At 65.9% G+C, this 21,592-nt stretch carries 21 protein-coding genes and 1 pseudogene; 10 read left to right on the plus strand and 12 right to left on the minus strand.

The window, feature by feature from the left end; translation table 11 throughout:
- Positions 1-2,193: a 1,4-alpha-glucan branching protein GlgB gene (gene glgB / locus SLQ30_RS19385; RefSeq protein WP_319447763.1), complete on the plus strand. Its 2,193-nt coding sequence runs from the start codon at positions 1-3 to the stop codon at positions 2,191-2,193.
- Between the two features lie 16 nt (positions 2,194-2,209).
- Here glgB and SLQ30_RS19390 read toward each other — a convergent pair whose 3' ends face one another.
- The 3 genes from SLQ30_RS19390 to SLQ30_RS19400 form a co-directional block, all read right to left on the minus strand.
- Entirely contained in the window at positions 2,210-3,106 is an 897-nt protein-coding gene (locus tag SLQ30_RS19390) for a tetratricopeptide repeat protein (protein ID WP_319447762.1), read from the minus strand.
- Between the two features lie 13 nt (positions 3,107-3,119).
- A complete protein-coding gene (locus tag SLQ30_RS19395) occupies positions 3,120-3,494 on the minus strand; it encodes a DUF3817 domain-containing protein (RefSeq protein WP_319447761.1) in 375 nt (124 codons plus the stop codon).
- A gap of 63 nt (positions 3,495-3,557) precedes the next feature.
- Positions 3,558-4,739, minus strand: coding sequence for an acetyl-CoA C-acetyltransferase (locus SLQ30_RS19400; RefSeq protein ID WP_319447760.1), 1,182 nt, complete (start codon positions 4,737-4,739; stop codon positions 3,558-3,560).
- Between the two features lie 84 nt (positions 4,740-4,823).
- Here SLQ30_RS19400 and mce point away from each other — a divergent pair, with 84 nt between their 5' ends.
- On the plus strand, positions 4,824-5,300 hold the full coding sequence (mce, locus tag SLQ30_RS19405; RefSeq protein ID WP_319447759.1) for a methylmalonyl-CoA epimerase: 477 nt from the start codon (positions 4,824-4,826) through the stop codon (positions 5,298-5,300).
- 3 nt (positions 5,301-5,303) lie between these two features.
- On the opposite strand, the gene SLQ30_RS19410 is transcribed toward mce, so the two are convergent.
- The gene (locus tag SLQ30_RS19410; RefSeq protein WP_319447758.1) at positions 5,304-5,597 is read right to left on the minus strand and encodes a hypothetical protein; all 294 of its coding nucleotides are present in this window, start codon (positions 5,595-5,597) and stop codon (positions 5,304-5,306) included.
- Positions 5,598-5,616: 19 nt separating this feature from the next.
- On the minus strand, positions 5,617-6,288 hold the full coding sequence (gene nucS, locus SLQ30_RS19415) for an endonuclease NucS (protein ID WP_319447757.1): 672 nt from the start codon (positions 6,286-6,288) through the stop codon (positions 5,617-5,619).
- A 46-nt stretch (positions 6,289-6,334) separates the two neighbouring features.
- On the opposite strand from nucS, the gene SLQ30_RS19420 reads away from it, so the two are divergent.
- Positions 6,335-7,939 (plus strand): adenylate/guanylate cyclase domain-containing protein, encoded by a 1,605-nt coding sequence (locus SLQ30_RS19420; protein ID WP_319447756.1) that lies wholly within the window; start codon positions 6,335-6,337, stop codon positions 7,937-7,939.
- A 2-nt stretch (positions 7,940-7,941) separates the two neighbouring features.
- On the opposite strand, the gene glsA is transcribed toward SLQ30_RS19420, so the two are convergent.
- A complete protein-coding gene (gene glsA / locus SLQ30_RS19425) occupies positions 7,942-9,231 on the minus strand; it encodes a glutaminase A (RefSeq protein ID WP_319447755.1) in 1,290 nt (429 codons plus the stop codon).
- 22 nt (positions 9,232-9,253) lie between these two features.
- A complete protein-coding gene (locus SLQ30_RS19430) occupies positions 9,254-9,556 on the minus strand; it encodes a hypothetical protein (RefSeq protein WP_319447754.1) in 303 nt (100 codons plus the stop codon).
- 412 nt (positions 9,557-9,968) lie between these two features.
- On the opposite strand from SLQ30_RS19430, the gene SLQ30_RS19435 reads away from it, so the two are divergent.
- A complete protein-coding gene (locus SLQ30_RS19435; protein WP_319447753.1) occupies positions 9,969-10,415 on the plus strand; it encodes a hypothetical protein in 447 nt (148 codons plus the stop codon).
- A gap of 6 nt (positions 10,416-10,421) precedes the next feature.
- Here the strand turns inward: SLQ30_RS19435 and SLQ30_RS19440 are convergent, their stop codons facing one another.
- Genes SLQ30_RS19440 through SLQ30_RS19450 form a run of 3 tightly spaced genes read right to left on the minus strand, consistent with a single transcriptional unit; the run spans position 10,422 to position 12,449 of the window.
- A complete protein-coding gene (locus SLQ30_RS19440) occupies positions 10,422-11,291 on the minus strand; it encodes a hypothetical protein (protein WP_413468096.1) in 870 nt (289 codons plus the stop codon).
- The gene (locus tag SLQ30_RS19445) at positions 11,191-11,820 is read right to left on the minus strand and encodes a TetR/AcrR family transcriptional regulator (RefSeq protein WP_319447751.1); all 630 of its coding nucleotides are present in this window, start codon (positions 11,818-11,820) and stop codon (positions 11,191-11,193) included. Before SLQ30_RS19445 ends, SLQ30_RS19440 begins: the two co-directional genes overlap by 101 nt.
- Positions 11,820-12,449, minus strand: a complete 630-nt coding sequence (locus SLQ30_RS19450; RefSeq protein WP_319447750.1) for a TetR/AcrR family transcriptional regulator — start codon at positions 12,447-12,449, stop codon at positions 11,820-11,822. Before SLQ30_RS19450 ends, SLQ30_RS19445 begins: the two co-directional genes overlap by 1 nt.
- A 74-nt stretch (positions 12,450-12,523) precedes the next feature.
- Between SLQ30_RS19450 and SLQ30_RS19455 the strand changes: the two genes are divergently transcribed.
- Genes SLQ30_RS19455 through SLQ30_RS19465 form a run of 3 tightly spaced genes read left to right on the plus strand, consistent with a single transcriptional unit; the run spans position 12,524 to position 16,977 of the window.
- Positions 12,524-13,522, plus strand: coding sequence for a hypothetical protein (locus SLQ30_RS19455; RefSeq protein WP_319447749.1), 999 nt, complete (start codon positions 12,524-12,526; stop codon positions 13,520-13,522).
- Complete coding sequence (locus tag SLQ30_RS19460) at positions 13,519-16,065, plus strand: PEP/pyruvate-binding domain-containing protein (protein WP_319447748.1); 2,547 nt, start codon at positions 13,519-13,521, stop codon at positions 16,063-16,065. The genes SLQ30_RS19455 and SLQ30_RS19460 overlap by 4 nt, the downstream gene beginning before the upstream one ends.
- Before the next feature lie 9 nt (positions 16,066-16,074).
- The gene (locus SLQ30_RS19465; protein ID WP_319447747.1) at positions 16,075-16,977 is read left to right on the plus strand and encodes an SCO6745 family protein; all 903 of its coding nucleotides are present in this window, start codon (positions 16,075-16,077) and stop codon (positions 16,975-16,977) included.
- Here SLQ30_RS19465 and SLQ30_RS19470 read toward each other — a convergent pair.
- Positions 16,974-18,527 (minus strand): acyl-CoA synthetase, encoded by a 1,554-nt coding sequence (locus SLQ30_RS19470; RefSeq protein WP_319447746.1) that lies wholly within the window; start codon positions 18,525-18,527, stop codon positions 16,974-16,976. The genes SLQ30_RS19465 and SLQ30_RS19470 overlap by 4 nt on opposite strands.
- 17 nt (positions 18,528-18,544) lie before the next feature.
- On the minus strand, positions 18,545-18,838 hold the full coding sequence (locus SLQ30_RS19475; RefSeq protein WP_319447745.1) for a hypothetical protein: 294 nt from the start codon (positions 18,836-18,838) through the stop codon (positions 18,545-18,547).
- A gap of 120 nt (positions 18,839-18,958) precedes the next feature.
- Between SLQ30_RS19475 and SLQ30_RS19480 the strand changes: the two are divergent.
- The 3 genes and pseudogenes from SLQ30_RS19480 to SLQ30_RS19485 all read left to right on the plus strand — a co-directional run.
- A pseudogene (locus SLQ30_RS19480) lies at positions 18,959-19,951 on the plus strand (class I adenylate-forming enzyme family protein); the annotation flags it as partial.
- Between the two features lie 213 nt (positions 19,952-20,164).
- Entirely contained in the window at positions 20,165-20,434 is a 270-nt protein-coding gene (locus tag SLQ30_RS33145; RefSeq protein WP_413468097.1) for an AMP-binding enzyme, read from the plus strand.
- Positions 20,435-20,534: 100 nt separating this feature from the next.
- Complete coding sequence (locus SLQ30_RS19485; RefSeq protein ID WP_319447743.1) at positions 20,535-21,569, plus strand: spirocyclase AveC family protein; 1,035 nt, start codon at positions 20,535-20,537, stop codon at positions 21,567-21,569.
- The last annotated feature ends 23 nt before the right edge of the window (positions 21,570-21,592 follow it).

Raw genomic sequence — 21,592 nt, forward strand, 5'->3', positions numbered from 1 at the left:
ATGACCCGCACCGACATCACCAGCGACCACATGCGGCCGGATGCTGTTGCGCTGCAACGACTCCTCGCCGGGGTGCACCATGACCCGCACTCGATCCTGGGTGCACACGAGTACGGCGACCACACCGTCATCCGCGTCATGCGCCCGTGGGCCAAGCAAGTCGTCGCGCTCATCGGAGGCGAGCGCTACCCGTTCTCCCACGTCGAATCCAGCGTTTTCGCCGTCGCCGTTCCGTTCACCGGCCTGATCGACTACCGACTCGAAGTGAGCTACGACGACGGCGCCGTGATCACCGCGGCCGACCCATATCGTTTCCTGCCCAGTCTTGGTGAGGTGGACCTGCACCTGTTCTCCGAGGGCCGCCACGAACGGCTCTGGGAAGTGCTGGGCGCACACCCACGCAGCTTCACCACGGCCGACGGTGTGGTCAACGGCGTGACCTTCGCCGTATGGGCGCCGAATGCCAAGGGAGTCAGCCTGATTGGTGACTTCAACCATTGGGACGGCACCGGGGCTCCCATGCGCACGCTCGGCTCTGCGGGGGTGTGGGAGCTGTTTTGGCCCGACTTCCCGACCGACGGGCTCTACAAGTTCCGCGTGCATGGTGCGGACGGCGTCGTCACCGAGCGGGCCGACCCGATGGCGTTCGCCGCCGAAGTGCCACCCAAAAGAGCCTCGCGCGTCACCAAAAGCGACTACACGTGGAGTGACGCCGACTGGATGACGCAACGCGCGCTGCGCAATCCGGTCTTCGAGCCGATGAGCACCTACGAGGTGCACCTGATGTCCTGGCGACCCGGCCTGAGCTACCGCGAACTAGCCACGGAGCTCACGGATTACGTCGTCGAGCAGGGCTTCACACACGTCGAATTGCTACCGGTGGCAGAGCATCCGTTCGGCGGATCCTGGGGCTATCAGGTCACGTCGTATTACGCGCCTACGTCGCGGTTGGGAACTCCTGACGATTTTCGATACCTGGTCGACCGTCTGCACCAGGCCGGCATCGGCGTGCTCGTCGACTGGGTGCCTGCACACTTCCCGAAGGACGCCTGGGCGCTGGGTAGGTTCGACGGCACCGCGCTCTACGAGCACTCCGATCCTCGGCGCGGCGAGCAACTCGACTGGGGCACATACGTGTTCGACTTCGGCCGCCCCGAGGTGCGCAACTTCCTGGTGGCCAACGCGCTGTATTGGTTGCAGGAGTTTCACATCGACGGGCTGCGCGTGGACGCCGTCGCATCGATGCTCTACCTGGACTACTCGCGTCCAGCCGACGGTTGGACGCCCAACATCTACGGCGGACGCGAGAACCTCGAGGCCGTGCAATTCCTGCAGGAGTTGAACGCCACCGTCCACAAGGTCACGCCCGGCATCGTGACCATCGCCGAGGAGTCGACGTCCTGGCCAGGGGTCACCCGCCCGACCAACCTTGGCGGGCTTGGCTTTTCGATGAAGTGGAACATGGGTTGGATGAACGACACGCTGGCGTTCATCGAGCGTGATCCCATCCACCGCAGTTACCACCATCACGAGATGACGTTCTCGTTGCTGTATGCGTTCAGCGAGAACTTCGTGCTGCCCATCAGCCACGACGAGGTCGTGCACGGCAAGGGCACGCTGTGGGACCGCATGCCGGGCAACGACCACATGAAGGCGGCCGGGCTACGCGGCCTGATCGCCTATCAGTGGGCGCACCCTGGCAAGCAGTTGCTGTTCATGGGCCAGGAGTTCGGCCAGCGCGCGGAATGGTCGGAGGAGCGCGGCGTGGACTGGTTCCAGCTGGGCGAAAACGGCTTCTCCGGCGGCATCAAACGCATGGTGAGCGACGTCAACGAGGTCTACCGAACGCGACGCGCACTGTGGTCACGCGACAGCACACCGGACGGCTACTCGTGGATCGACGCGAACGATTCCGCCAACAACGTGTTGAGCTTCCTGCGCTTCGGTGACGACGGTTCGATCATGGCGTGCGTGTTCAACTTCTCCGGCTCCGAACACGGTCAATACCGACTTGGACTCCCGCACACGGGGACGTGGCGCGAGGTGCTCAACACCGACTCCGACGTCTACAACGGCGCAGGAATCGGCAACTACGGCGCGGTCGAGGCAGTCGACGAACCCTGGCACGGCAGGCCCGCATCGGCGGTAATGGTGTTGCCGCCGTTGGCCGCACTCTGGTTCGAGCCCGCCTAGCCCGACCCCGCCGGCCTTAGTACAGCGCGTTGGCGAGGTTGCGCCTGCCGGCAATGACTGCGGGATCGGCCGGGTCGAACAGGTCGAACAACTCGATCAGCCGCGTGCGTACGGTGGTGCGATCGTCGTCCGCGGTGCGCTTGACCAATGCGATCAGCCGGTCGTAGGCGCCGGCGACGTCCTGCTGAAGCATCTGCACGTCGGCGGCCGCGAGCGCGGCGTCGATGTCACCGGGCGCGGCATCGGCGACCGCGACGGCGTCCCGCGGCTGCGCAGTCGCGCGCTTGAGGAAGACGATCTGATGTATTGCACCCTTGGCCTCGGGATGCCCGGGCTTGGCCTCGAGGATTGCCTCGTAAGCGGTCAGCGCCGCGTCGAAGTCGCCGTCGTCGAGATACGTTCGCGCCTGCACCAATTCGGGGTCGACCTCTTCGGCCGCGTCCTCCGGTCCGCCGCTCAACTTGCCTGCCGTCGCGTTCAGCAGCGAGTCGACCCAGCGGCGCAACTGCTCAGGAGGCTGCCCACCCTCGAAGCTGGCCAGCGGTTGCCCCGCCGCCAGCGCAACGACCGTCGGGACGGCCTGCACGCCGAACATCTGAGCCACCCGCGGCGTGGTGTCCACGTTGACCGTCGCCAGCGTCCACTTGCCGCCGTCGGCGTTGGCCAACGCGGCCAGGTCCTCGCCCAACTCAAGGCTGGGCGCGCTTCGCGGTGACCACAGCAGCACGACGACCGGCACTTCATTGGACTTGGCCAGCACCTCGGCTTCGATGTTGGCCTCGGTGACTTCCACACCCCCAGAAATGGTGCCACCGCCAGCTGGCCCGTCGGGCGAAGCGGGTGGCTGCTTGAGGACCGAGAGATCAACCGCACCGGCCATCACTGGGCCGGCGGAAGGGCGTGGACGTGTCACACGAACAAGTTTGTCACGTCGATTCGGAGCCCGACGCGCGCGCCTCCGCGAGCCCGGCGGAGCCGGTGCCGACACCCAATAGGCCGGTCCGATCAGCCCATATGAGGAAGATCACACTGGCCAATGGCACGATGCTCGCCAGCAACGCCAGCAACCAGGTGCGCGCGCTCCATTTCGCCGCGATGCCGACGAGCACCGCCGTCACCACGAACGCAATGAAGATGAGCCCATGCGCCATGCCGAAGACCTTCACGCCGACCTCGGTCCGCGGGGTGCCCAGATACTTGAAGTACATCCCGACCAGTAGCCCGACCCAGCTGACCGCTTCCGCGAACGCGATGAGTCGGAACCACGCCGCGCCGCTGGCCCGGTCAAAACTGCTCGTCATGGCCTCATTGTGCCTGAACGTGACCCCAGCTACTACACGGCGTCGTTTTCGGCCGAGTCGGCGTCAGGGCCTGCGCAGCACCAGTGCGTCGCCCTGCCCACCGGCGCCACACAAGGCCGCGACGGCATAACCCGAACCGCGTCGGGCCAGTTCAAGGGCCGCGTGCAGGGTGATGCGGGCACCCGACATTCCGATCGGGTGACCGACCGCGATGGCGCCGCCGTTGATGTTGACCTTGTCTGCGTCGACGCCCAACTCCTTGGTCGAGGCCAACGACACGGCCGAGAAGGCCTCGTTGATCTCGATGACGTCGAGCTGGTCGACCGTGATGCCTTCCTTGGCGATGGCCTTCTTGATGGCGTTGGCCGGCTGGCTCTGCAGTGTCGAATCTGGCCCGGCAACCACACCGTGCGCGCCGATCTCCACCAGCCAGCTCAGCCCGAGTTCCTCGGCCTTGGCCTTGTTCATCACGACCACTGCGCATGCGCCGTCGGAGATTTGCGACGCCGACCCGGCGGTGATGGTGCCGTCCTTGCGGAACGCCGGCTTGAGCGCGGCCAGAGATTCTGCGGTGGTGTTGGCCCGGATGCCCTCGTCCTCGTTGAATTCGATGGGGTCGCCCTTGCGCTGCGGGATGGAAACGGGCACGACCTCGTCGGCAAAGACGCCGTCCTTCCACGCCGCCGCAGCCAGCTGATGCGACCGCGCAGCAAACTCGTCCTGCTGTGCGCGAGTGAACTTGTCGACGTCATTGCGCTGCTCGGTGAGCGCCCCCATCGGCTGATCGGTGAACACGTCATGAAGCCCGTCGTACGCCATGCTGTCCAGCACCGTGACGTCGCCGTACTTGTATCCGGCCCGGCTGTTCACCAGCAGGTGCGGTGCCTGCGTCATCGACTCCTGGCCACCTGCGACCACGACGTCGAACTCGCCGGCCCGGATCAGTTGATCGGCCAGCGCAATGGCATCGATGCCGGACAGGCACATTTTGTTGATGGACAGCGACGGCACGTCCCACCCGATGCCCGCGGCCACGGCGGCCTGACGAGCGGGCATCTGGCCCGCACCTGCCGTCAGCACCTGGCCCATGATCACGTACTCGACCGCGGACGCCGGAACGCCCGCCTTCTCGAGTGCACCCTTGATGGCGACGGCGCCCAGGTCACTGCCCGAGAAGTCCTTCAGCGAACCCATGAGCTTGCCTATCGGAGTGCGGGCTCCAGCAACGATCACCGACGTTGTCATCTACTACCTCCAAGGGGCTTGTGGCGGCACTGTGTGGCCGATCACACATTCCGCAAACATTCGGGTAAAGGTTACCGTTACGTTATGACTACCGAGCAGGTTGATGCACGTCCCGCGCTCGCAAGTGCACTGGTAACCGCGATCGACCACGTCGGGATTGCGGTCCCCGACCTAGATGTCGCCATCAAGTGGTACCACGACCACCTCGGAATGATCGTGCTGCACGAAGAAGTCAACGAGGACCAGGGCATCCGCGAGGCCATGCTTTCGGTGCGCGGCGCGGCCAAGGGCAGCGCCCAGGTGCAGCTGATGGCCCCGCTCGACGAGACGTCGACGATCGCCAAGTTCCTCGACAAGCGCGGCCCCGGCCTGCAGCAGTTCGCCTACCGCGTGAGCGACCTCGAGGCGCTGTCAGAGAAGCTGCGCGCCGACGGCATCCGGCTGCTCTACGACGTGCCCCGCAGGGGCACCGCGAACTCCCAGATCAACTTCATCCACCCGAAGGATGCCGGTGGGGTGCTGGTCGAGCTCGTCCAGCCTGCCGACGACGACGAGCACTGAGCCTTAGCTCCATCTCCGCGTAGGTCCCCGCGTCGCGCGGTTCGCCCAGCATTGCGTATGCCAGTGCCGTCGGTCTTCGACCGCTGACTCCCCCGCGTCCGCGGGCCAGACCAACACGTGCCCGATGCCGGGTTTGAGCTCGTGATCGCACCCCGGGCACCGGTAGGTCTTGGTGGCCCGTGTGCCCGCGACCGGTCGCACCTCGCACTCGTAGCCGTCGGGGCCCACCTCGATGCGACGCTCCGCGGGCAGCGGCCGCACGCCCTGCCTACGCGGTACGGAGCGACGCCTGACCATGCCGACCAGTCTAGGCCGCTCAGAACAGCCGGAACTCGTTGCTGTCCAGCCCGCGCATCTGGTCGTAATCGAGTGTCACGCAGCGTATCCCGCGGTCGATGGCAAGCGTGCGCGCCTGCGGCTTGATCTGCTGGGCGGCGAAGACTCCGCTGACCGGTGCCAGCACGGTGTCCCGGTTCAGCAGGTCCAGGTAGCGGGTCAGCTGTTCGACGCCGTCGATCTCGCCGCGCCGCTTGATCTCGACAGCCACCGATCGGCCCAGTTCGTCGCGGCACATCAGGTCGACGGGCCCGATCGCCGTCATGTACTCGCGACGAACCAGCGAGTACCCGACTCCGAGCAATTCGACGTGCTCGGCCAGGAGCTCCTGCAGGTGCGCTTCCACGCCGTCCTTCACGAGTCCGGGGTCCACCCCGAGCGCGTGGCTCGAATCGTGCTCGACGTCCTCGACGGTGATGCGCAGCTGCTCGCCGGCCTTGTTCTCCACCACCCACACCGGTGCGGGACCGTCGTCCTGCTCGGTCATCCAGCACGGCGGGCTCATCCAGTTCAGGGGCTTGTAGGCGCGGTCGTCGGCATGAACGCTGACCGACCCATCCGCCTTGAACAGCAGCAGCCGCCTGGCGGACGGGAGATGGGCGGTAAGGCGACCGACGTAATCGACGGTGCACTGGGCAATGACGAGCCGCACGGAACAACCATAGAGGTCGGTTGCGGCTTACTAGGCTGGCGCCACGATGACGGAGAAGAGAACCACGGCCCAGCGCCTGGGCACGGTGCTGGAGAAGGTCACCAACCAGAGCAGTCGCGTACCGGCCACCCCTGAATTCGGCTCGTGGATCCTGGGCCAGGTTTCGGAAAGTCAGCGCCGGCGTCGGATCCGCATTCAGGTCATCCTCACCACCTTCGTGGTGGTGTCCAACCTCATCGGGATCGCGGTTTCGCTTCTGGTCGTCACCGTCACGTTCCCCACCCCGAGCGTGTTCGACGACGACGCCGTGTGGGTCACCTTCATCGTGGCGCCCGTCTACATCGGCTGCGCTCTGATCGTCGGCGTGATTTGGGCGACGCACCGCGTCATCAACAACGTCCGGTGGTCGCTCGAGGCGCGCGAACCGACACCAAAGGACCAACGCAACACCTTCTTCGCGCCATGGCGGCTCACCCGCGTGCTGCTCATCCTCTGGGGAGTTGGCACGATCCTCATCACCACCTCTTATGGGCTCGTCGATAGCAGCTTCATCCCGAAGGCGTTGCTAGGCATCAGCTTTCCCGGAATCGTCGTGTCGGCCAGCTGCTACCTGTTCACCGAATTCGCAATGCGCCCGTTCGCCGCGCAGGCGTTGGAAGTCGGGCCGCCGCCGCGACGGATCGCACCAGGCATCATGGGCCGCACGCTGACCGTGTGGGCGCTGGGATCGGGTGTGCCGGTACTCGGCATCCTGCTGGCCGCGATCCTCACGCTGGTGTTGCGAAACGTCACGCCCACCCAATTCACCTATGCCGTCATCGTGCTCGCGCTCTTCGCGCTGGTGTTCGGCTTCATCCTGATGTGGATCCTGTCCTGGCTCACCGCGACGCCGGTACGAGTGGTGCGCGCCGCACTCAACCGCGTCGAACAGGGAGACTTCGACACCGAACTGGTCGTGTTCGACGGCACCGAACTCGGCCAACTGCAGCGGGGATTCAACTCGATGGTGGTGGGGCTGCGCGAACGCGAACGGGTGCGGGATCTGTTCGGTCAGCACGTCGGGCGCGAGGTGGCAAAGCTCGCCGAGCAGGAACGACCTCAGCTCGGCGGCGAGGAACGCCACGCCGCAGTGATTTTCGTCGACATCATCGGCTCGACACAGTTGGTGACGAGCCGACCCGCCGTCGAGGTCGTGCACCTGCTCAATCGGTTCTTCGCCGTCGTCGTCGACGAGGTCGACAACCACCACGGGCTGGTCAACAAGTTCGAGGGCGACGCCGTGCTGGCGGTCTTCGGCGCCCCGGTGTCACTCGAGCACGCCGAGGACGAGGCACTTGGGGCCGCACGGGCGATGGCACAACGGTTGCGGGCGGAGGTGCCCGAGTGCCGGGCCGGCATCGGGGTGGCGGCAGGCCAGGTGGTGGCAGGCAACGTCGGCGCCAAGGATCGCTTCGAGTACACGGTCATCGGGGAACCCGTCAATGAGGCGGCCCGCTTGTGCGAGTTGTCCAAGAACGTGCCGGGCCACCTCGTCGCATCGTCGGACACCGTCGCCAATGCGACCGAATCCGAGCGGGCCCGTTGGCATCTGGGCGACTCGGTGACCTTGCGGGGCCACGACGAGCCGACCCGGTTGGCCACCCCGGTCTGACGCTAGTTGGAGAAGCCCCCGCGTAGCGCCTTCTGGGCCGCCGCAACCGCATCCTCGACGCTGTAGAACCGCAACGCTTCGAACTCCGACTCGGTCCTGATGACGATGCCATCGGGGTCGACGAGGTAGCCGTCCTTGCCCTGTGCCCGCAGCGCCGCGCTCATCCCCGTCAGCAGGGCACGCGCGGCGTCGTCGATGTCGTCGACCCGGGTCACGTCGAGGATCGCCACGGCGAACTTGTCGCGCTCCCGGTCGACCGTGCGCACCACCTGCTCGGCGCCGCTGAACAACAGGTCGCCGTGGGTTTCGTAGACGCGGATGTTGTCGAGCGGCTCGTAGACGGCGCGCAGGGTGGCGCGAGAGTCGCGGGAAACCGAAAGGAAGTGCAGCCCAAGCTGTTCGGACAGGCTGCGGCATACGCGAACGCCACGCACGCTGTTGCCCTTGGCGTCCAGCAGCGGCGAGTAGGTGCCGATGCCCAGTTGACCTGGCAGCACGGCGACGATGCCGCCGCCCACCCCGCTCTTGGCGGGCATGCCGACCGCGCTGACCCAGTCCCCCGCGGCGTCGTACATGCCGCACGTGACCATCACCGACAGGGTGCGCTTGACCACGCCGGCGTCCGCCACCCGCCGCCCCGTCATGGGATTGACGCCACCCCGTGCCAGCGTGGCCGCCATTCTTGCCAAGTCGGTCGACGTCACCTTCAACGAACACTGGCGGAAGTACACGTCGAGCACTTCGTCGGGGTCGCCGTCGAGCACGCCGAAGCTCTGCAGCATGTACGCGATCGCGCGATTGCGGCTGCCAGTCGACAGTTCCGAGGCATACACCTCGTCATCGAGTTCGAGGCGACGGCCTGCGAACGCCGAGTAGAAGTCCTGGATCAGGCCGAACCGTTCGTCCGGTGTCGACCCCGGCACCAACGACACCGCGGCGATCGCCCCGGCGTTGATCATCGGATTCTTGGGCGTCTTGGTCGTGCGGTCGACGCTGATCTCGTTGAACGCCTCACCAGACGGCTCGACTCCGATCTTGGCGTCGACGGCGGCCTGGCCGATCGAGTAGAGGGCCAGTGCGTAGGTGAACGGCTTCGAGATCGACTGGATCGTGAATTCGACTCCCGCGTCGCCGGATTCATAGACGAATCCATCAGACGACGACAGCGAGAGCGCGAACCCGTTGGGGTCCACCCGCGTCAACTCCGGGATGTAGCTGGCCAGCACGCCATCGTCGACGTCGACGTGTTCGAGCCGAATCCGGTCCAGATACTGCTGCACCAGTGCGGCCACGCCTCGGATTCTAAGTGCTCCATCACGGGCACTGGCCGTTGTTGACGCATCCGGCCGCAGCGGTTGCCTTCAAGGTCGGCGACGCCTCGGCCAGCGTGGTCGCGGGTGCAGAAGCCGTGGCGGTAGCGCCCAGCTTCATGGCCGTGGGATTGACCGACATGGCCGGAACGACTGGCGACGTGTACTGCGCCGACGTCGGTGAATCGCCCGAGCCGCCTGCGACGGCGTGGGTGGACGGTCCGGCAGAAAGGCACACCACGAATGCGGCACCAAAGGCAAGCCCACCGATCAGACCGCCAATTGCCCTGATGCGCAACACGTTCATGCAAAAACCTCCTCGAGGAACCAGTAAGTGCGCGCCGCTCACCGCCGCCGACGCCGTAGCCGAATCATCAGCGAGAGCACGTCGTCGAGTTCCTATTACGTCTTACCGATGCCGCGTTCTCGACGTCAATGCTTCCTACCAGGGTCTACGCATATGCGAAGCTGCTCACCAGGCAACCCGTCGGCGGATTTCATCTATATGCGCTGCTGTACAACGGAATTCACTACGAACGGCGCAGCGTTGCTGAGAGCGAACTGGATTCTGGCACCGATCACGAAGGGAACGTCATATAGATTGACAGGCGGTGTTCATGGTGCCGTCATATCTTGAGCGCCACCATATGTTCATGGAATCACTTGCAGTGCAGCCTGATCCATCCGCTTGCCGAAGCCGACCCCTTACGGGTAGCTGGATGGCGCGGATCAGGGCATTGGCCATCGGATCGGCAGTTGCTTGCGCAGCCGCGGCGGCGATCGTGGAAGCGGCCGGCCCCGCCCAGGCCGCTTCGTCGCCAAATGTCGTCGGGCAGAAGTACTCCGCCGCGCAAGGCACGCTGACGTCCGCCGGATACACGCCCATCGTGTCCACCACCGTCGGCGACAAGGTCGCGCGCCCGGACTGCCTCGTGACGAACCAGGTCGACCAGTCCGTCCCGCCACCGGAGAACACCGCCGCGAGCGCGACCAATCAGACGCTTCTGTCCTTGAACTGCGAGGCCGCGCTGGCGTCGGCGAAGTCGCCAGGAAACTCGCTCGGTAGCCCTGCCGGGCAGGCGGCGGCGTCATCCGCAGCTGCGGCCGCGTCCTCTTCGGCCGCCGCAGCGGCGGCTAAATCACCGTCGGCGGCTCCTGCGCACTGACGCGATTCAGGCTCGGGCGGCAACCGGATGCTGGGAGATCCACTGCCGCCCCTCCTTGGACGCGCGCACCAGAGCGCCGTACTCGCCGAGGTAATCGGCAACGGCGCCTGCTGCGGGCAGCATGCCGAGGTAGCGGAAGACGCTTCGTGGACGTGGCCGCTTGACGAGCTCGTCACCGATCGCGCGCATGAGCCCCGCCAGCTGCCACAGCGCCTTTCCGAGGCCGATGGGTGTCCAGTCCACCGATGGCGCCTCGTCGGACGTGTCCTCGTCGCCTTGACCGGCTTGGCCGCCGAGCTCGCGATCGCACATGACCGCGCCAAGGAGGCGGACTTGCTGACTGCGATCGGTGACGCCCAATTCCCGCGCCACCGCGCACAACACGATCGACTGGCTGACGAATCCAAGCAGGTCTTGCACGGGAAGCCGGTCGGCGACGACGCCGAAGGCGCCGGGAAACGCCACGGCGATCGTGTCCACCGCACCGACCCGTTTCACCCACCAGTTGACGCGCTCGTCGAGGTCCAGATCTTCCCATGACTTGGTTCCAGGAACGTCGACGGTGTTGAGCAGCCACGCCGCCGCGTCCAGCACCTTGGCAGTCGCCGCATCAGAGCTGCCGAGTGCGTAGGTGCGCCGTTTCAAACCGAGTAGGTCGACGCCTGCCAGCAAGTCGAGCACCGGGTTGATGATGCCGACCGCGCGCAGGAGCACGCGCGCCACGTCGGAATCATCGATGGTGGCTGTCGGCAGCGAGATGAGACTCATCGGTACATCATCGCCCGTCGCGGAGGCGCCGGCGAGATTCGGTGCCCACGCGCAAACCATCGAGCACGATGTCGATGGCGAGGTAAGCCGTTTCGCGAGGATCCTGATCCCGCGGGCCTACGCTGCGCGCCAGCTCCTGTGACGCCGCGATTCCGCCGACGCCCCAGGTATTGAGGAAGAAGTAGGCCGCCGCGATCGCGCCCTCGCGGAAGACGCCTCGCTCCTGGCCGAGTGTGAGCGCGACACGAGCCTGCTCCTGGACGGGGACGATGTACGTGTCGCGCAGGTAGTCGAACCGCGACCCCGGCCGTGCCGACTCCTGGTGGATGATGCGCGCAAGCGCCGGCTGCTCGATCGTCACGTCCACCCATCGACGCATGAGCGTGCGGATCGAGTCGACCAGCTCCTGGCTCTCCACAGGCGGTTGGAAGACCCGCGCGTCCACCTGTTGAAATGCGTGGTCGATGGCCGCGGTCCATGCGCCCTCCTTGGACTGGAAGCGTTCGTAAATCAGGTTGTGATTGACACCCAGATGGCGGCACAGCTGTCTCAGCGACGTGCCGTCGTAGCCGAGGTCGGCGAAGGCCGCCAGCATCAGGTCAAGGAGGGCGTCGTCGTGGACGAGGCGTGGGCGCATCACTGTGCCGTTGGGCGCGGGATGCGCGCCAGGGTGGCGATCTGGTCGGCCAGCCCATCGATCACGGCGCTGCGTCTGATGGCGGGCTCGCTCAGCACGTAACGCACTGGCACGGTCAGGCACAACTGGCTGGCCAGCCAGCACGCGGCCTCGAGGTCGGCGCCGAGCAACGGTGACTTCAGCAATACGAAGGCGGTGCGCATGTGCTCGTGCAGACGTTCCTCAACGCCGTGGCGGGTCTCGGCTCTGACCAGGTGCGGCGCCTCGTTGACCACCGTGTCGAGCAGCCGCCGGTTCTCCTCGAGCACGCCGATCACGTGGTCGGCGGCGTGCTGGAACACCGAGCGGTCCACGCGGTCGAGGCGAGCCGTCGTGCTCGACAGCGTCGTGTTGAGCAGGGCGAGGAACCGATCCAGGACGCTGCGCAGCACGTCGTCCTTGTCGGCGAAGTAGTAGTAGAGCGAGCCGGGGCTGATCCCGGCTTCGGCGGCGATCTTGTTGGTCGACGTGGCGTCGTATCCGTATCCGAGCAGAACTCGAGCACCTGCGTCGACGATCCGCTCGACCATGGCCGCCGAACGCTGCTGTTGCGGTGGTTTCCGCTTGCCAGCGACGAGTTTGACGGGCATCGCGTCCCTCCTGATCCCGCTGATGAAATGCGAGTTGAAGTCGAATTCCAGCCCAGCATAACCTGACAGCTGTCATGTTTGCGACCAATGATGGGCCCGCGAGAAAGGACAGTGCGCTGATCACCGAACTGGATGAGGAGCTGCACGCTCCAGGGACGAGCCCCCATTGGCAGGAGAGCTACTACTTCAACTGGTCCTCCGACGACGGGCGTTCCTTCGGCCTGACCCGGATCGGGCTCAACCGCGCGGCAGGAAAGGCCGACGCCGTCGTCGTCATGCTGCAGGACGGCAAGCCGGAATTCGTCTACGCCGCCATCGGAAAGGCACTGCCGCCGAACGTGCGCAGCATGTCCGTCGGCGACGGGCTCACCGTCGGTGCGCTGACCTACACGATGGTCGAACCATTGGGCGCGTGGCGGATCCAGCTGCGTGGCCGTAACCACCTCGATCTGCTCTGGCGGGCCTTCACCCCCGCCGTTGACTTCCATGAGGGCTTTCCTGGCGCCGAAGACGAGGTGCAGCGACACTTCGAGCAATCCGGCCGGGTCGAGGGTGAGGTCGTGGTCAACCACCGCGGCGGCCGAATCACCGGGCTGGGCCAGCGCGACAAGTCGTGGGGAGTGCGCGACTGGAACGGGGTTCGCGGCTGGGAATGGATCGCAGGCCAGTTCGGGGAGGACCTGAGCTTCAACGCAACCCTGACCGACGTCAACGGTACGCAGACGCCGGTGGGGTTCGTGTTCGACAACGGCACCACACACAAGGTCCGCACGGTGGACGTCGAGTACGGCGGAGCGGATCCGCACCGCCCGCAGACGGCGCTCATCCACGTGGAGACCACCGACGGCGGAACCTACGTGATCACCGGAAGGGCGCGCGCCCGCGCCCCCCTGTTCAAGAGCGGGTTGTTCATCGAGGAAACGCAATTCGCGTTCGAGTGCCGCACGGGCGACGACGTACGCGAGGGGTTGGGCGTCGTCGAGCACGCTTATCACGTCGGCGCTGCGGGGCTGGCCGTGCGGCTGCCCCGGCTCCTGCAACTGGCCGCCATGGCATTGAGGAATTCGCGATGACCATCGAACGGCTCACTGACCGCACCCCGGCCGAGCTCGCCCGGATCGGCGGTAAGGCAGCGGGGTTGGCGCGTCTGATGGCTGCCGGGCTCGACGTGCCAGAGGCATGGGTGATCCCCGCGGACGTGTCCCTCGACGCCGCCCGCGTAAAGGAGTGCCTCGACACCGGGCTTGCGCTGTGGTGGGCCGACAATGCCGCCGCGTTCCCTGGCAGCCGATGGGCGGTCCGCAGTTCCGCAGTGGCCGAAGACCTCGAAGGCGCGTCGTTCGCCGGGGTCTACGAGACCGTGCTGGGTGTGGACTCGGCCGACGCGCTGGTGCGCGCGGTCGAGAAGTGCTGGGGGTCGGTCAGCGGCGACCGCGCCGCAAGCTACCTCGACACCCAGCGCATGGACTCCGAAGCCGGCATCGCGCTGGTGCTGCAGCGGATGGCCGAGGCGGATGTCGCCGGGGTGATGCTCACCGAGAATCCGTTGCGACCGTTCGACGGGGAGGTCGTGGTCGACGCGGCATGGGGGCTCGGCGAGGCCGTGGTGTCCGGCCGCACCGATCCCGATCACGTGGTGCTCGACCGGGCCACCGGCGAGGAGTTGCGGTCCCGGATCGGGGCCAAACAGGTCGAGACCGTGTGGGCGAACGGACTGGTGGAGCGGGCCGTACCCGACGAGCGACGGACCGTGCGCTGTCTGAGCGACCAGCACCTCAAAGCGCTGCACGAACTGGCTGCACAGGTGGAGACCAAAATCGGACCGCGTCGCGATCTCGAATGGGCACTGGCCGACGACCGGCTGTTCGTACTCCAGGACCGGCCGATCACCGGGCTTCCTCCCCACCAACCGCGCGAGGTCTACAGCAGGCGTTTCGGCGACGAGTACCTCGCCGAATACACCAGCCCACTCGGCTGGGCGCTGATGGGCCCCTGGCTGGTCGGGCCGAACATCGACGAGGTCGCGGTGTTTCAGGGCCGACCGGAGCTCACGGACATACCGAAGTTCCGACGGCACGACGGCTACATCTACCTCAATGGCGACTACGCGCTCGAGATGGCCCGGTCCCTGCCGGTGGCATCACGCGGGCAGAGCCCGCTGGCCAACTGGTTCGACCCGATATTCCGCGAACGCGTGATGGCGGTCCCGTTCGAGCGGCGATTGCTGGTGCGGACGCTGACGGCACCGCTGAAGGATCGCCCGCGCGGTGGGCTGCGGAGCAACCTCACCGCGCTCGAACGGCACTGCCGCGACCTCGACGAGCGGCTAGTGCCCAAGCTTCGCCAGGATTACGGCGCGCTGACCGACGCGCAATGGCGTGCGCAGCTCGACGCTGCCAACCTCTTCGGCGAAGACCACTTCCGGGTCATTCGCTGGGGAATGGGGCTGCACGGCCCGGTACTGCAGGTGCTGCTGGAAAAGCTGCTCACCAGCTGGACGGACGCCGACACGGCTCAGACCTTGCAGACGTTGATCAGCGGGTTGCCGGGCACTCGAACCGCCGCGATCAACCGCGACATCTGGGACTTGGGCATGCTGGTGCGCAACGAAGATGAGCTCCTGGTCGCGCTGCGCAGCGAACTGTCCTACCCCGAAATTAGAAGCGCCACTGCGACTTCGCCGTTCTGGAGTCGTTTCGACGCGTTCCTGGCTGAGCACGGGCACCGGTCCTCCACCCGGGAGATCTCGGTGCAACGCTGGCACGAGCAGCCCGACATGGTGCTGGCGCTGGTGCGCGCCCAGGTGCGGCCCGCGCAGCCGAGCTCCAGTCCCGCCGATTCCGAGGCGGCTGCGCAGCGACGTCGCATGGACGAAGAGCAGCGTGTCCAAGCCGGCCTCGGCGCCGGTCCCGTTGCCGCACTGAGACGCTCGGTACTGGGCGGGATTCTGCGCCGGCTGCAGAAATACACCGTCTACCGGGAAAACCAGCGCTACCACCTCGACTACATCCTCGACCATCTGCGTCTGTTACTGCTCGAACAGGGCCGCCGACTGACCCAGCGGGGCATCCTCGCCGAACCCGCCGACGTGTTCCTGCTCAGCGGCGAGACCTTCTGGCACGTGGTCGACCGGCCGGGAGCCGTGGACCGCGAATCCGTTGCCGCTGAGGTTACTTCGGCACGTAGCCATCGTGAGCGGCACGGGTCTCGACTGCCCGCCGCATATCTGTTCGACGGCGTGCCGACAGAGGGCAAGAGCGACGCGCCCGACGTAAACGCAGACGGTGCGCTGGTGGGGTTCGCGGCATCGGCAGGCCGCGCAGAGGGCGTCGTCAGGTCGGTCACGGGACTCGCCGACCTAGCCTCGGTCGAACAGGGCGACATCCTGCTGGCATCGAACATCGACCCAGGCTGGACCAGTGTCTTCCCGCTGATCGCGGGTCTGGTCACCGAGACCGGCGGGATCCTGTCCCACGGCGCAATCCTCGCCCGCGAGTACGGGATCCCCACGGTGACCAGTGTCGACGGCGCGCTCGGCCTGCTGCCCAGCGGCACCCGAGTACGGGTCGACGGTTCGGCGGGGACCGTGACAGTGCTCGACGCCGACACCGAATAACGTAAAGGCATGGCGACAATGCGAACACCCGCGCGAGACCTGGCGGCCGCCCTCGAACCGTTCGCCGGGCAGGTCTACTTCTCCCCTGAGTGTCATGAGAAATATGTGTCGCTCGGGTTCGCGGCGTCGCCCGCGAAGATGGGCGAAGTCGCGCTCCCCGACGGACCCGCCTACTTCTGCTCGCGTGGGTCGGTCATGGGGCAGGTGCCGGGCGAGGTGGTCAGCGCCGCGTTCGGGGTCTTCAACCCGGCCGTCGTGGTGCCCGCGGTGGCTTACGGGTGGACGCTGACCGACGCCGCCACGATCGAGCGGGCTCGCACCGACGGCGCCGTCGGGCAGCTGCGCCGGATCCTCGGCGAGCAGCCAGATGGTTTGGCTCGCGGCCTCGAGCTACTGCGGGTGGCCAACACGGGGTTGCGGCCCGAGGGTCACGCACTCTTCGCCGGGCTCCTGTCGCAAGAGCTGCCCGACGCACCCTTGGGCGAGGCCTGGCGGTGGGCCGATCGGCTTCGGGAGTTCCGGGGCGACGCGCACATCGCGGCATGGCTCAGTGCGGGGTTCGACGCCACCGAGATCGGGCTGCTCTCGGAGCTGTATTGGGGGTTGCCGATGCGCACCTATGTGCGGTCCCGGGCGTGGTCGGCCAAGGACCTCGACGACGCTGAGGCGCGGCTCGTCGAGCGGGGGTTCATCGCGGACGGCGCCTTCACCGATGAGGGTCGCGCGGTCCGCGAGCGCATCGAGGTCCTGACGGACCAAGCCTGCCAACGGATCGTCGACAACCTCGGCTCCGACCTCGACGAGCTGGTGCGCATACTCCGCGGCTGGAGCGCCGCCATCCAAGCGGCAGGCGGCTACCCGCAGGCAGGTCCGCACGACCTCGCCAAGCTGGTCGAGCGAGACTCTGACTAGGAAGGCTGGCCAGCGGCCAATCGGGCGACGTACTCGGCTCGCAGTCCTCCCTTGGCCAGCTTCCCCGTAGGCAGCCTTGGCAGTTCGTCGCGGAAGTCAACGGCCCTCGGCACCTTGTAACCGGCGACCCGGCCGCGCGCATAGGTGCGGAGCTCCTCGGCCAGCTCGGCCGACGGCTCGACATCGGGCTGCAGCGCAACGACGGCCTGCACGAACTCCCCCATTTCGGGGTCGGGAAGGCCGAACACCGCGACGTCGACCACGCTGGGATGCATGACGAGGCAGGCTTCGATCTCGGCGGGATAGACGTTCACCCCACCGGAGATGATGGTGAAGGACTTCCGATCCGTCAGGTAGAGGTAGCCATCGTCGTCGACGTAGCCGATGTCTCCGAGGGTGGCCCAGTTGCGGTGGTCGGGGTGGCGGCTCTGCGCGGTCTTCTCGGGATCACCGTGGTACTCGAAATCTCTGCCCGCCAACTCGAAATACAACAGGCCTGCTTCACCAGTGCCCAGTTCGGCACCGGCCTCGTCACAGATGTGCGGGATCCCGACCATCGGCTTGCCGACCGAGCCGGGATGGGCAAGCCAGTCGTGTGAATCGATGTAGGTGAACCCGACGCCCTCCGTTCCGGAGTAGTACTCGTGAACTATCGGCCCCAGCCAGTCGATCATCGCCTTCTTGACCTCGACGGGGCAGGGTGCGGCGGCATGCACGATTGCCTTGAGGCTCGACAGGTCGTAGCGCGTCCGCACCGCGTCAGGCAACTTGAGTAGCCGCACGAACATCGTCGGCACCACCTGCACGTGCGTGACCCGGTGGCGTTCAACTGCGGCCAGGAACTTCTCGGCATCGAAGGTCTCCATCACCACCACGGTTCCGCCGAGTTCGTGCACCGCGGTCGACCAGCCCAGCGGTGCGGTGTGATACAGCGGGGCCGGACTCAGATATACCGAATCCTCGTTCATACCAAGGAGGTAGCGCTCCATGGCCGACAGTTGTGCACCAGCCGGGTCGTCCATGGCCAGGTCGGCGAGCGCGCGTTTGATGCCCTTCGGACGTCCGGTGGTCCCCGACGAGAACAGCAGCAACTCACCTCGCCGCTCGACGGGCAACGGCGTGGCCGGTTGGCTGCGCAGCGCCTCGTCGAACTGCTCGAACCCGGCGATCGCGCCGCCAAGCGCGAGTTTGACGGCGGATTCGCCCACTGGTATCGCAGAAGCGGTCGCGGCCATCGTCGAAGAGGCCACGAAGGCGGCGGCGTCTACATTGTCGACGATGTAGGCGGCTTCTTCTGCGGCCAGATGAGTGTTGACAGCGGTGAAGTAGAGCGCGGATCGCATTGCCGCCCAATATACTTCGAAGAACTCCGGTCGATTCTCGGACAGGGTCGCAACAACCTGTCCCCGCCGGATCCCTCGGTCGCGGAAGAGTTGCGCGAGTTGCATCGAACGATCGTCGAGCTCTCGATAGGTGAGCGCCTGACCCGACCCGGCCATGATCACCGCGGCCTTCTCGGGCGTCACATTCGCGAAAGTACCTGGAAACATGGCTGATCCCGCTCGCATCAATCCGACGCGGGAAGTGGCTTGGGTGCCCGCACGACAAGCTCCCGGTCGCCGAGGCGTAGCGGTCCGGTACCGGCTTTGACGCACAACACCTCCAGTCCGGAGGCTTCATCGGCATAGCGCTTGCCCAGCAGGATGGTCGGACCCGTGCCGGTGTCATTGCCCGCCGCGCCACCCGGGGTCAACTCGCCCCCCGCACACGTCAGCACTTCGCCCGTCGACGAGGCTCGGACGATGAGCACCTCGCACGCTGATGTCGGCGTGATGAGCCGCGTTCCAGGCTTTGACGACACAATTCCGCTCCTTCGACTCGTTCTCGATAAAGAGTATACTGATATAAACTAAACTGTCACGGCTGGCGCCGTGCGCCAGGATGAGAGGGAGTCACGTTGTCGGTCTCACTGCTGTTGGACATGGCCGTATCGGGCGGCCCCGATCGCGAAGCGGTTGTCTGTGAGACCACCCGCTGGACGACGACCGAGCTCGATGATCGGGCCCACCGCGGCGCCGGAGTCGTCACTGCGCGTGGCGGCGCCAGCGTGGCATACGTCGGGATGGGCGGCGCCATGTTGCCGCTGTTGCTCTTCTCCGCGGCACGGGCCGGACGGCCATTCGTGCCGGTGAACTACCGGCTGAGCGCGGACGCATTGAACGTGCTGCTCGATCGACTGCCCGAGCCGCTCATCGTCGTCGACCCAGAATATCGGGACGTCGTGAACCCGAGTCACGGATGCGTAATGGACACGGACGAATTCATCGCGTCCGCCCGTACCGCAGAACCGGTCTCGGCGTCGTGCGACCCCGACGACGTGGCGGTGGTGTTGTTCACCTCGGGCACGACCTCTCGGCCGAAGGCGGTGGAGTTGTCACACGCAAACCTCACCAGCTACATCACGGGTTCTGTCGACTTCTGCTCCGCCAATCCCGGTGATGCGGCCCTGATTTCGGTTCCGCCGTATCACATCGCCGGGGTAAGCGCCGCCCTGTCGAACTTGTATGCCGGCCGCAAGACGGTGTACCTGCGCCGGTTCGATCCGGCGGCCTGGGTCCAGGCCGTGCGCGATGAGGCCATCACGACGGCGACGGTGGTGCCCACCATGCTGGATCGGATCGTGGCGGCGCTGGAGACCGAACCCACGCCGCTGCCTTCGCTGCGCAACCTCGCCTACGGCGGATCGAAGGCGCCACAGCCACTGGTTCGCAGAGCGCTCGAGCTGTTGCCGGACGTGGGATTCGTCAACGCCTACGGGCTGACCGAAACCAGCTCGACGATTGCCGTGCTGACGCCCGAGGACCACCGGACGGCGCACGGGTCCGGCAATGAAGACGTCGCGAGACGGCTGAACTCCGTCGGGAGACCAGTGCCTGGCATCGAGCTCGAGATCCGCTCGGCGGAAGGAAACGTGTTGGGACACGGTCACACCGGCGAACTCTTCGTGCGGGGGGATCAGGTCTCCGGGCGCTATGCCGAGCTCGGTTCGGTGTTGGACGAGCAGGGCTGGTTTCCCACACGGGACCTCGCATCCGTCGACGAGGACGGCTACTTGTTCATCGCGGGCCGGTCCGACGACACCATCATTCGCGGCGGTGAGAACATCGCGCCAGCCGAGCTCGAGGACGTGCTCGTCGAGCACCCATCAGTGCACGAGGTGGCGGTGATCGGCATGGATGATCCCGAGTGGGGTCAGATCATCGTGGCGGCCGTCGTGCCAGCACCTGGCTCCCGGCCCGATCCGGATGACCTGCGCGCCTTCGTCCGCGAAAACCTGCGCGGGTCGCGGACGCCCGATCGCGTGGTCTTCCGCGACGAGTTGCCGACCACGGCCACCGGCAAGGTGATACGCCGCGAACTGGTCGCGCAACTCACCGCGGAAGGCGCCAACAGCTGACGGGTCATTCGCGTAGGCGCGAGTCACGCCTTTCCGCCGACCATACATCTGTGTATTGTCTTGCATACACCCATGTATGGTCCGAAGGCTTGGAGAGGCAATGACTACAGAGCAGTTCCTGTCGCCGCAAGGACACCCTGATGGCGCGCGCGGCCTGACCGACTTTCCGCCGGAATCGCCCCCCATCGTGTGGCTCGCTCGGTTGGGCGCGGCCTTCGTGGTCATACAGGCCTACATCTACCTCCGGTGGATCTTCTCCAACCAGTTCGTTTCCACGCCAACAGGTGCCGATCCGATCCCCGGTTCGGAGCTTGTGTGGATACGCGTGTGGGAAGCGGTCTGCATCGTCGGCGGAATCGTGTTCCTCGGCTGGATCATTCGGAAGACACGACGTGACGGGGCACTTCCCGCATTGGGCGTCGTTGTCTTTGCGTGGCTGTTGACCGCTTGGCAGGACCCCGGAGTCAACTACATTCGTCCGGTCTTCTCCTACACCAGCGGGTTCTTCAATCGAGGGACATGGGCCCAGTTCATTCCCGGATGGGTCAACCATGCCGGTGCCAACCCACAGCCGATCTGGTTCTGGCTGGGTACCTACATGCTGTTCTTTCCGCTGGGTGTGCTCGGCGTCGACAAGCTCCTCACCGCTGTGCGCCGAGCGGTTCCCCGCATCAACAGGGCGGGCCTGATCGCGTTCATGTTCGTCACGTTCTCGTTCCTCGAATTCGTCGTCGAACAAATCTTCCAGCGGATGGGCCTGTGGGCATATCCACGTGTCAACCATGATTGGTCGTTGTTCACCGGCACGATCACCCAATTCCCCATCTACGAGGGGTTGGCGTTCGGCGGCACCGTCAGCGTGATCGCCATGATCATCTACTGTCTCCGCAGGAAAGACGGCTACATGATCACCGACACCGGGATCCAGACGCTGCGCAACAAAAGAACGGTCGGCACCGTGCGCGTGCTGGCCCTGGCCGCTGTGCTCAACGTGGTGATGCTGGTTTTCAACATGGGATTCAACGTGGTCAACCAGCACGCAGACACCACGCCACCGTCCATTCCGAGTTACTTCTCCAACGGAATGTGCGGACTCGCCGACAATGTCCCGTGCACACCGCCGACATCCCGGTAGCGCTAATCGCCGCACCACCTGCG

This window comes from Mycobacterium sp. RTGN4, assembly GCF_033804635.1.
In the GTDB taxonomy this organism is placed as follows: Bacteria; Actinomycetota; Actinomycetes; order Mycobacteriales; family Mycobacteriaceae; genus Mycobacterium.

Coding starts and splice junctions, on each gene's coding strand:
- glgB (WP_319447763.1), top strand. CDS start 1: ATGACCCGCACCGACATCACCAGCGACCACATGCGGCCGGATGCTGTT.
- SLQ30_RS19395 (WP_319447761.1), bottom strand. CDS start 3,494: ATGACGAGCAGTTTTGACCGGGCCAGCGGCGCGGCGTGGTTCCGACTC.
- SLQ30_RS19400 (WP_319447760.1), bottom strand. CDS start 4,739: ATGACAACGTCGGTGATCGTTGCTGGAGCCCGCACTCCGATAGGCAAG.
- mce (WP_319447759.1), top strand. CDS start 4,824: ATGACTACCGAGCAGGTTGATGCACGTCCCGCGCTCGCAAGTGCACTG.
- SLQ30_RS19410 (WP_319447758.1), bottom strand. CDS start 5,597: ATGGTCAGGCGTCGCTCCGTACCGCGTAGGCAGGGCGTGCGGCCGCTG.
- SLQ30_RS19420 (WP_319447756.1), top strand. CDS start 6,335: ATGACGGAGAAGAGAACCACGGCCCAGCGCCTGGGCACGGTGCTGGAG.
- SLQ30_RS19430 (WP_319447754.1), bottom strand. CDS start 9,556: ATGAACGTGTTGCGCATCAGGGCAATTGGCGGTCTGATCGGTGGGCTT.
- SLQ30_RS19435 (WP_319447753.1), top strand. CDS start 9,969: ATGGCGCGGATCAGGGCATTGGCCATCGGATCGGCAGTTGCTTGCGCA.
- SLQ30_RS19445 (WP_319447751.1), bottom strand. CDS start 11,820: ATGCGCCCACGCCTCGTCCACGACGACGCCCTCCTTGACCTGATGCTG.
- SLQ30_RS19450 (WP_319447750.1), bottom strand. CDS start 12,449: ATGCCCGTCAAACTCGTCGCTGGCAAGCGGAAACCACCGCAACAGCAG.
- SLQ30_RS19455 (WP_319447749.1), top strand. CDS start 12,524: ATGTTTGCGACCAATGATGGGCCCGCGAGAAAGGACAGTGCGCTGATC.
- SLQ30_RS19460 (WP_319447748.1), top strand. CDS start 13,519: ATGACCATCGAACGGCTCACTGACCGCACCCCGGCCGAGCTCGCCCGG.
- SLQ30_RS19465 (WP_319447747.1), top strand. CDS start 16,075: ATGGCGACAATGCGAACACCCGCGCGAGACCTGGCGGCCGCCCTCGAA.
- SLQ30_RS19470 (WP_319447746.1), bottom strand. CDS start 18,527: ATGTTTCCAGGTACTTTCGCGAATGTGACGCCCGAGAAGGCCGCGGTG.
- SLQ30_RS19485 (WP_319447743.1), top strand. CDS start 20,535: ATGACTACAGAGCAGTTCCTGTCGCCGCAAGGACACCCTGATGGCGCG.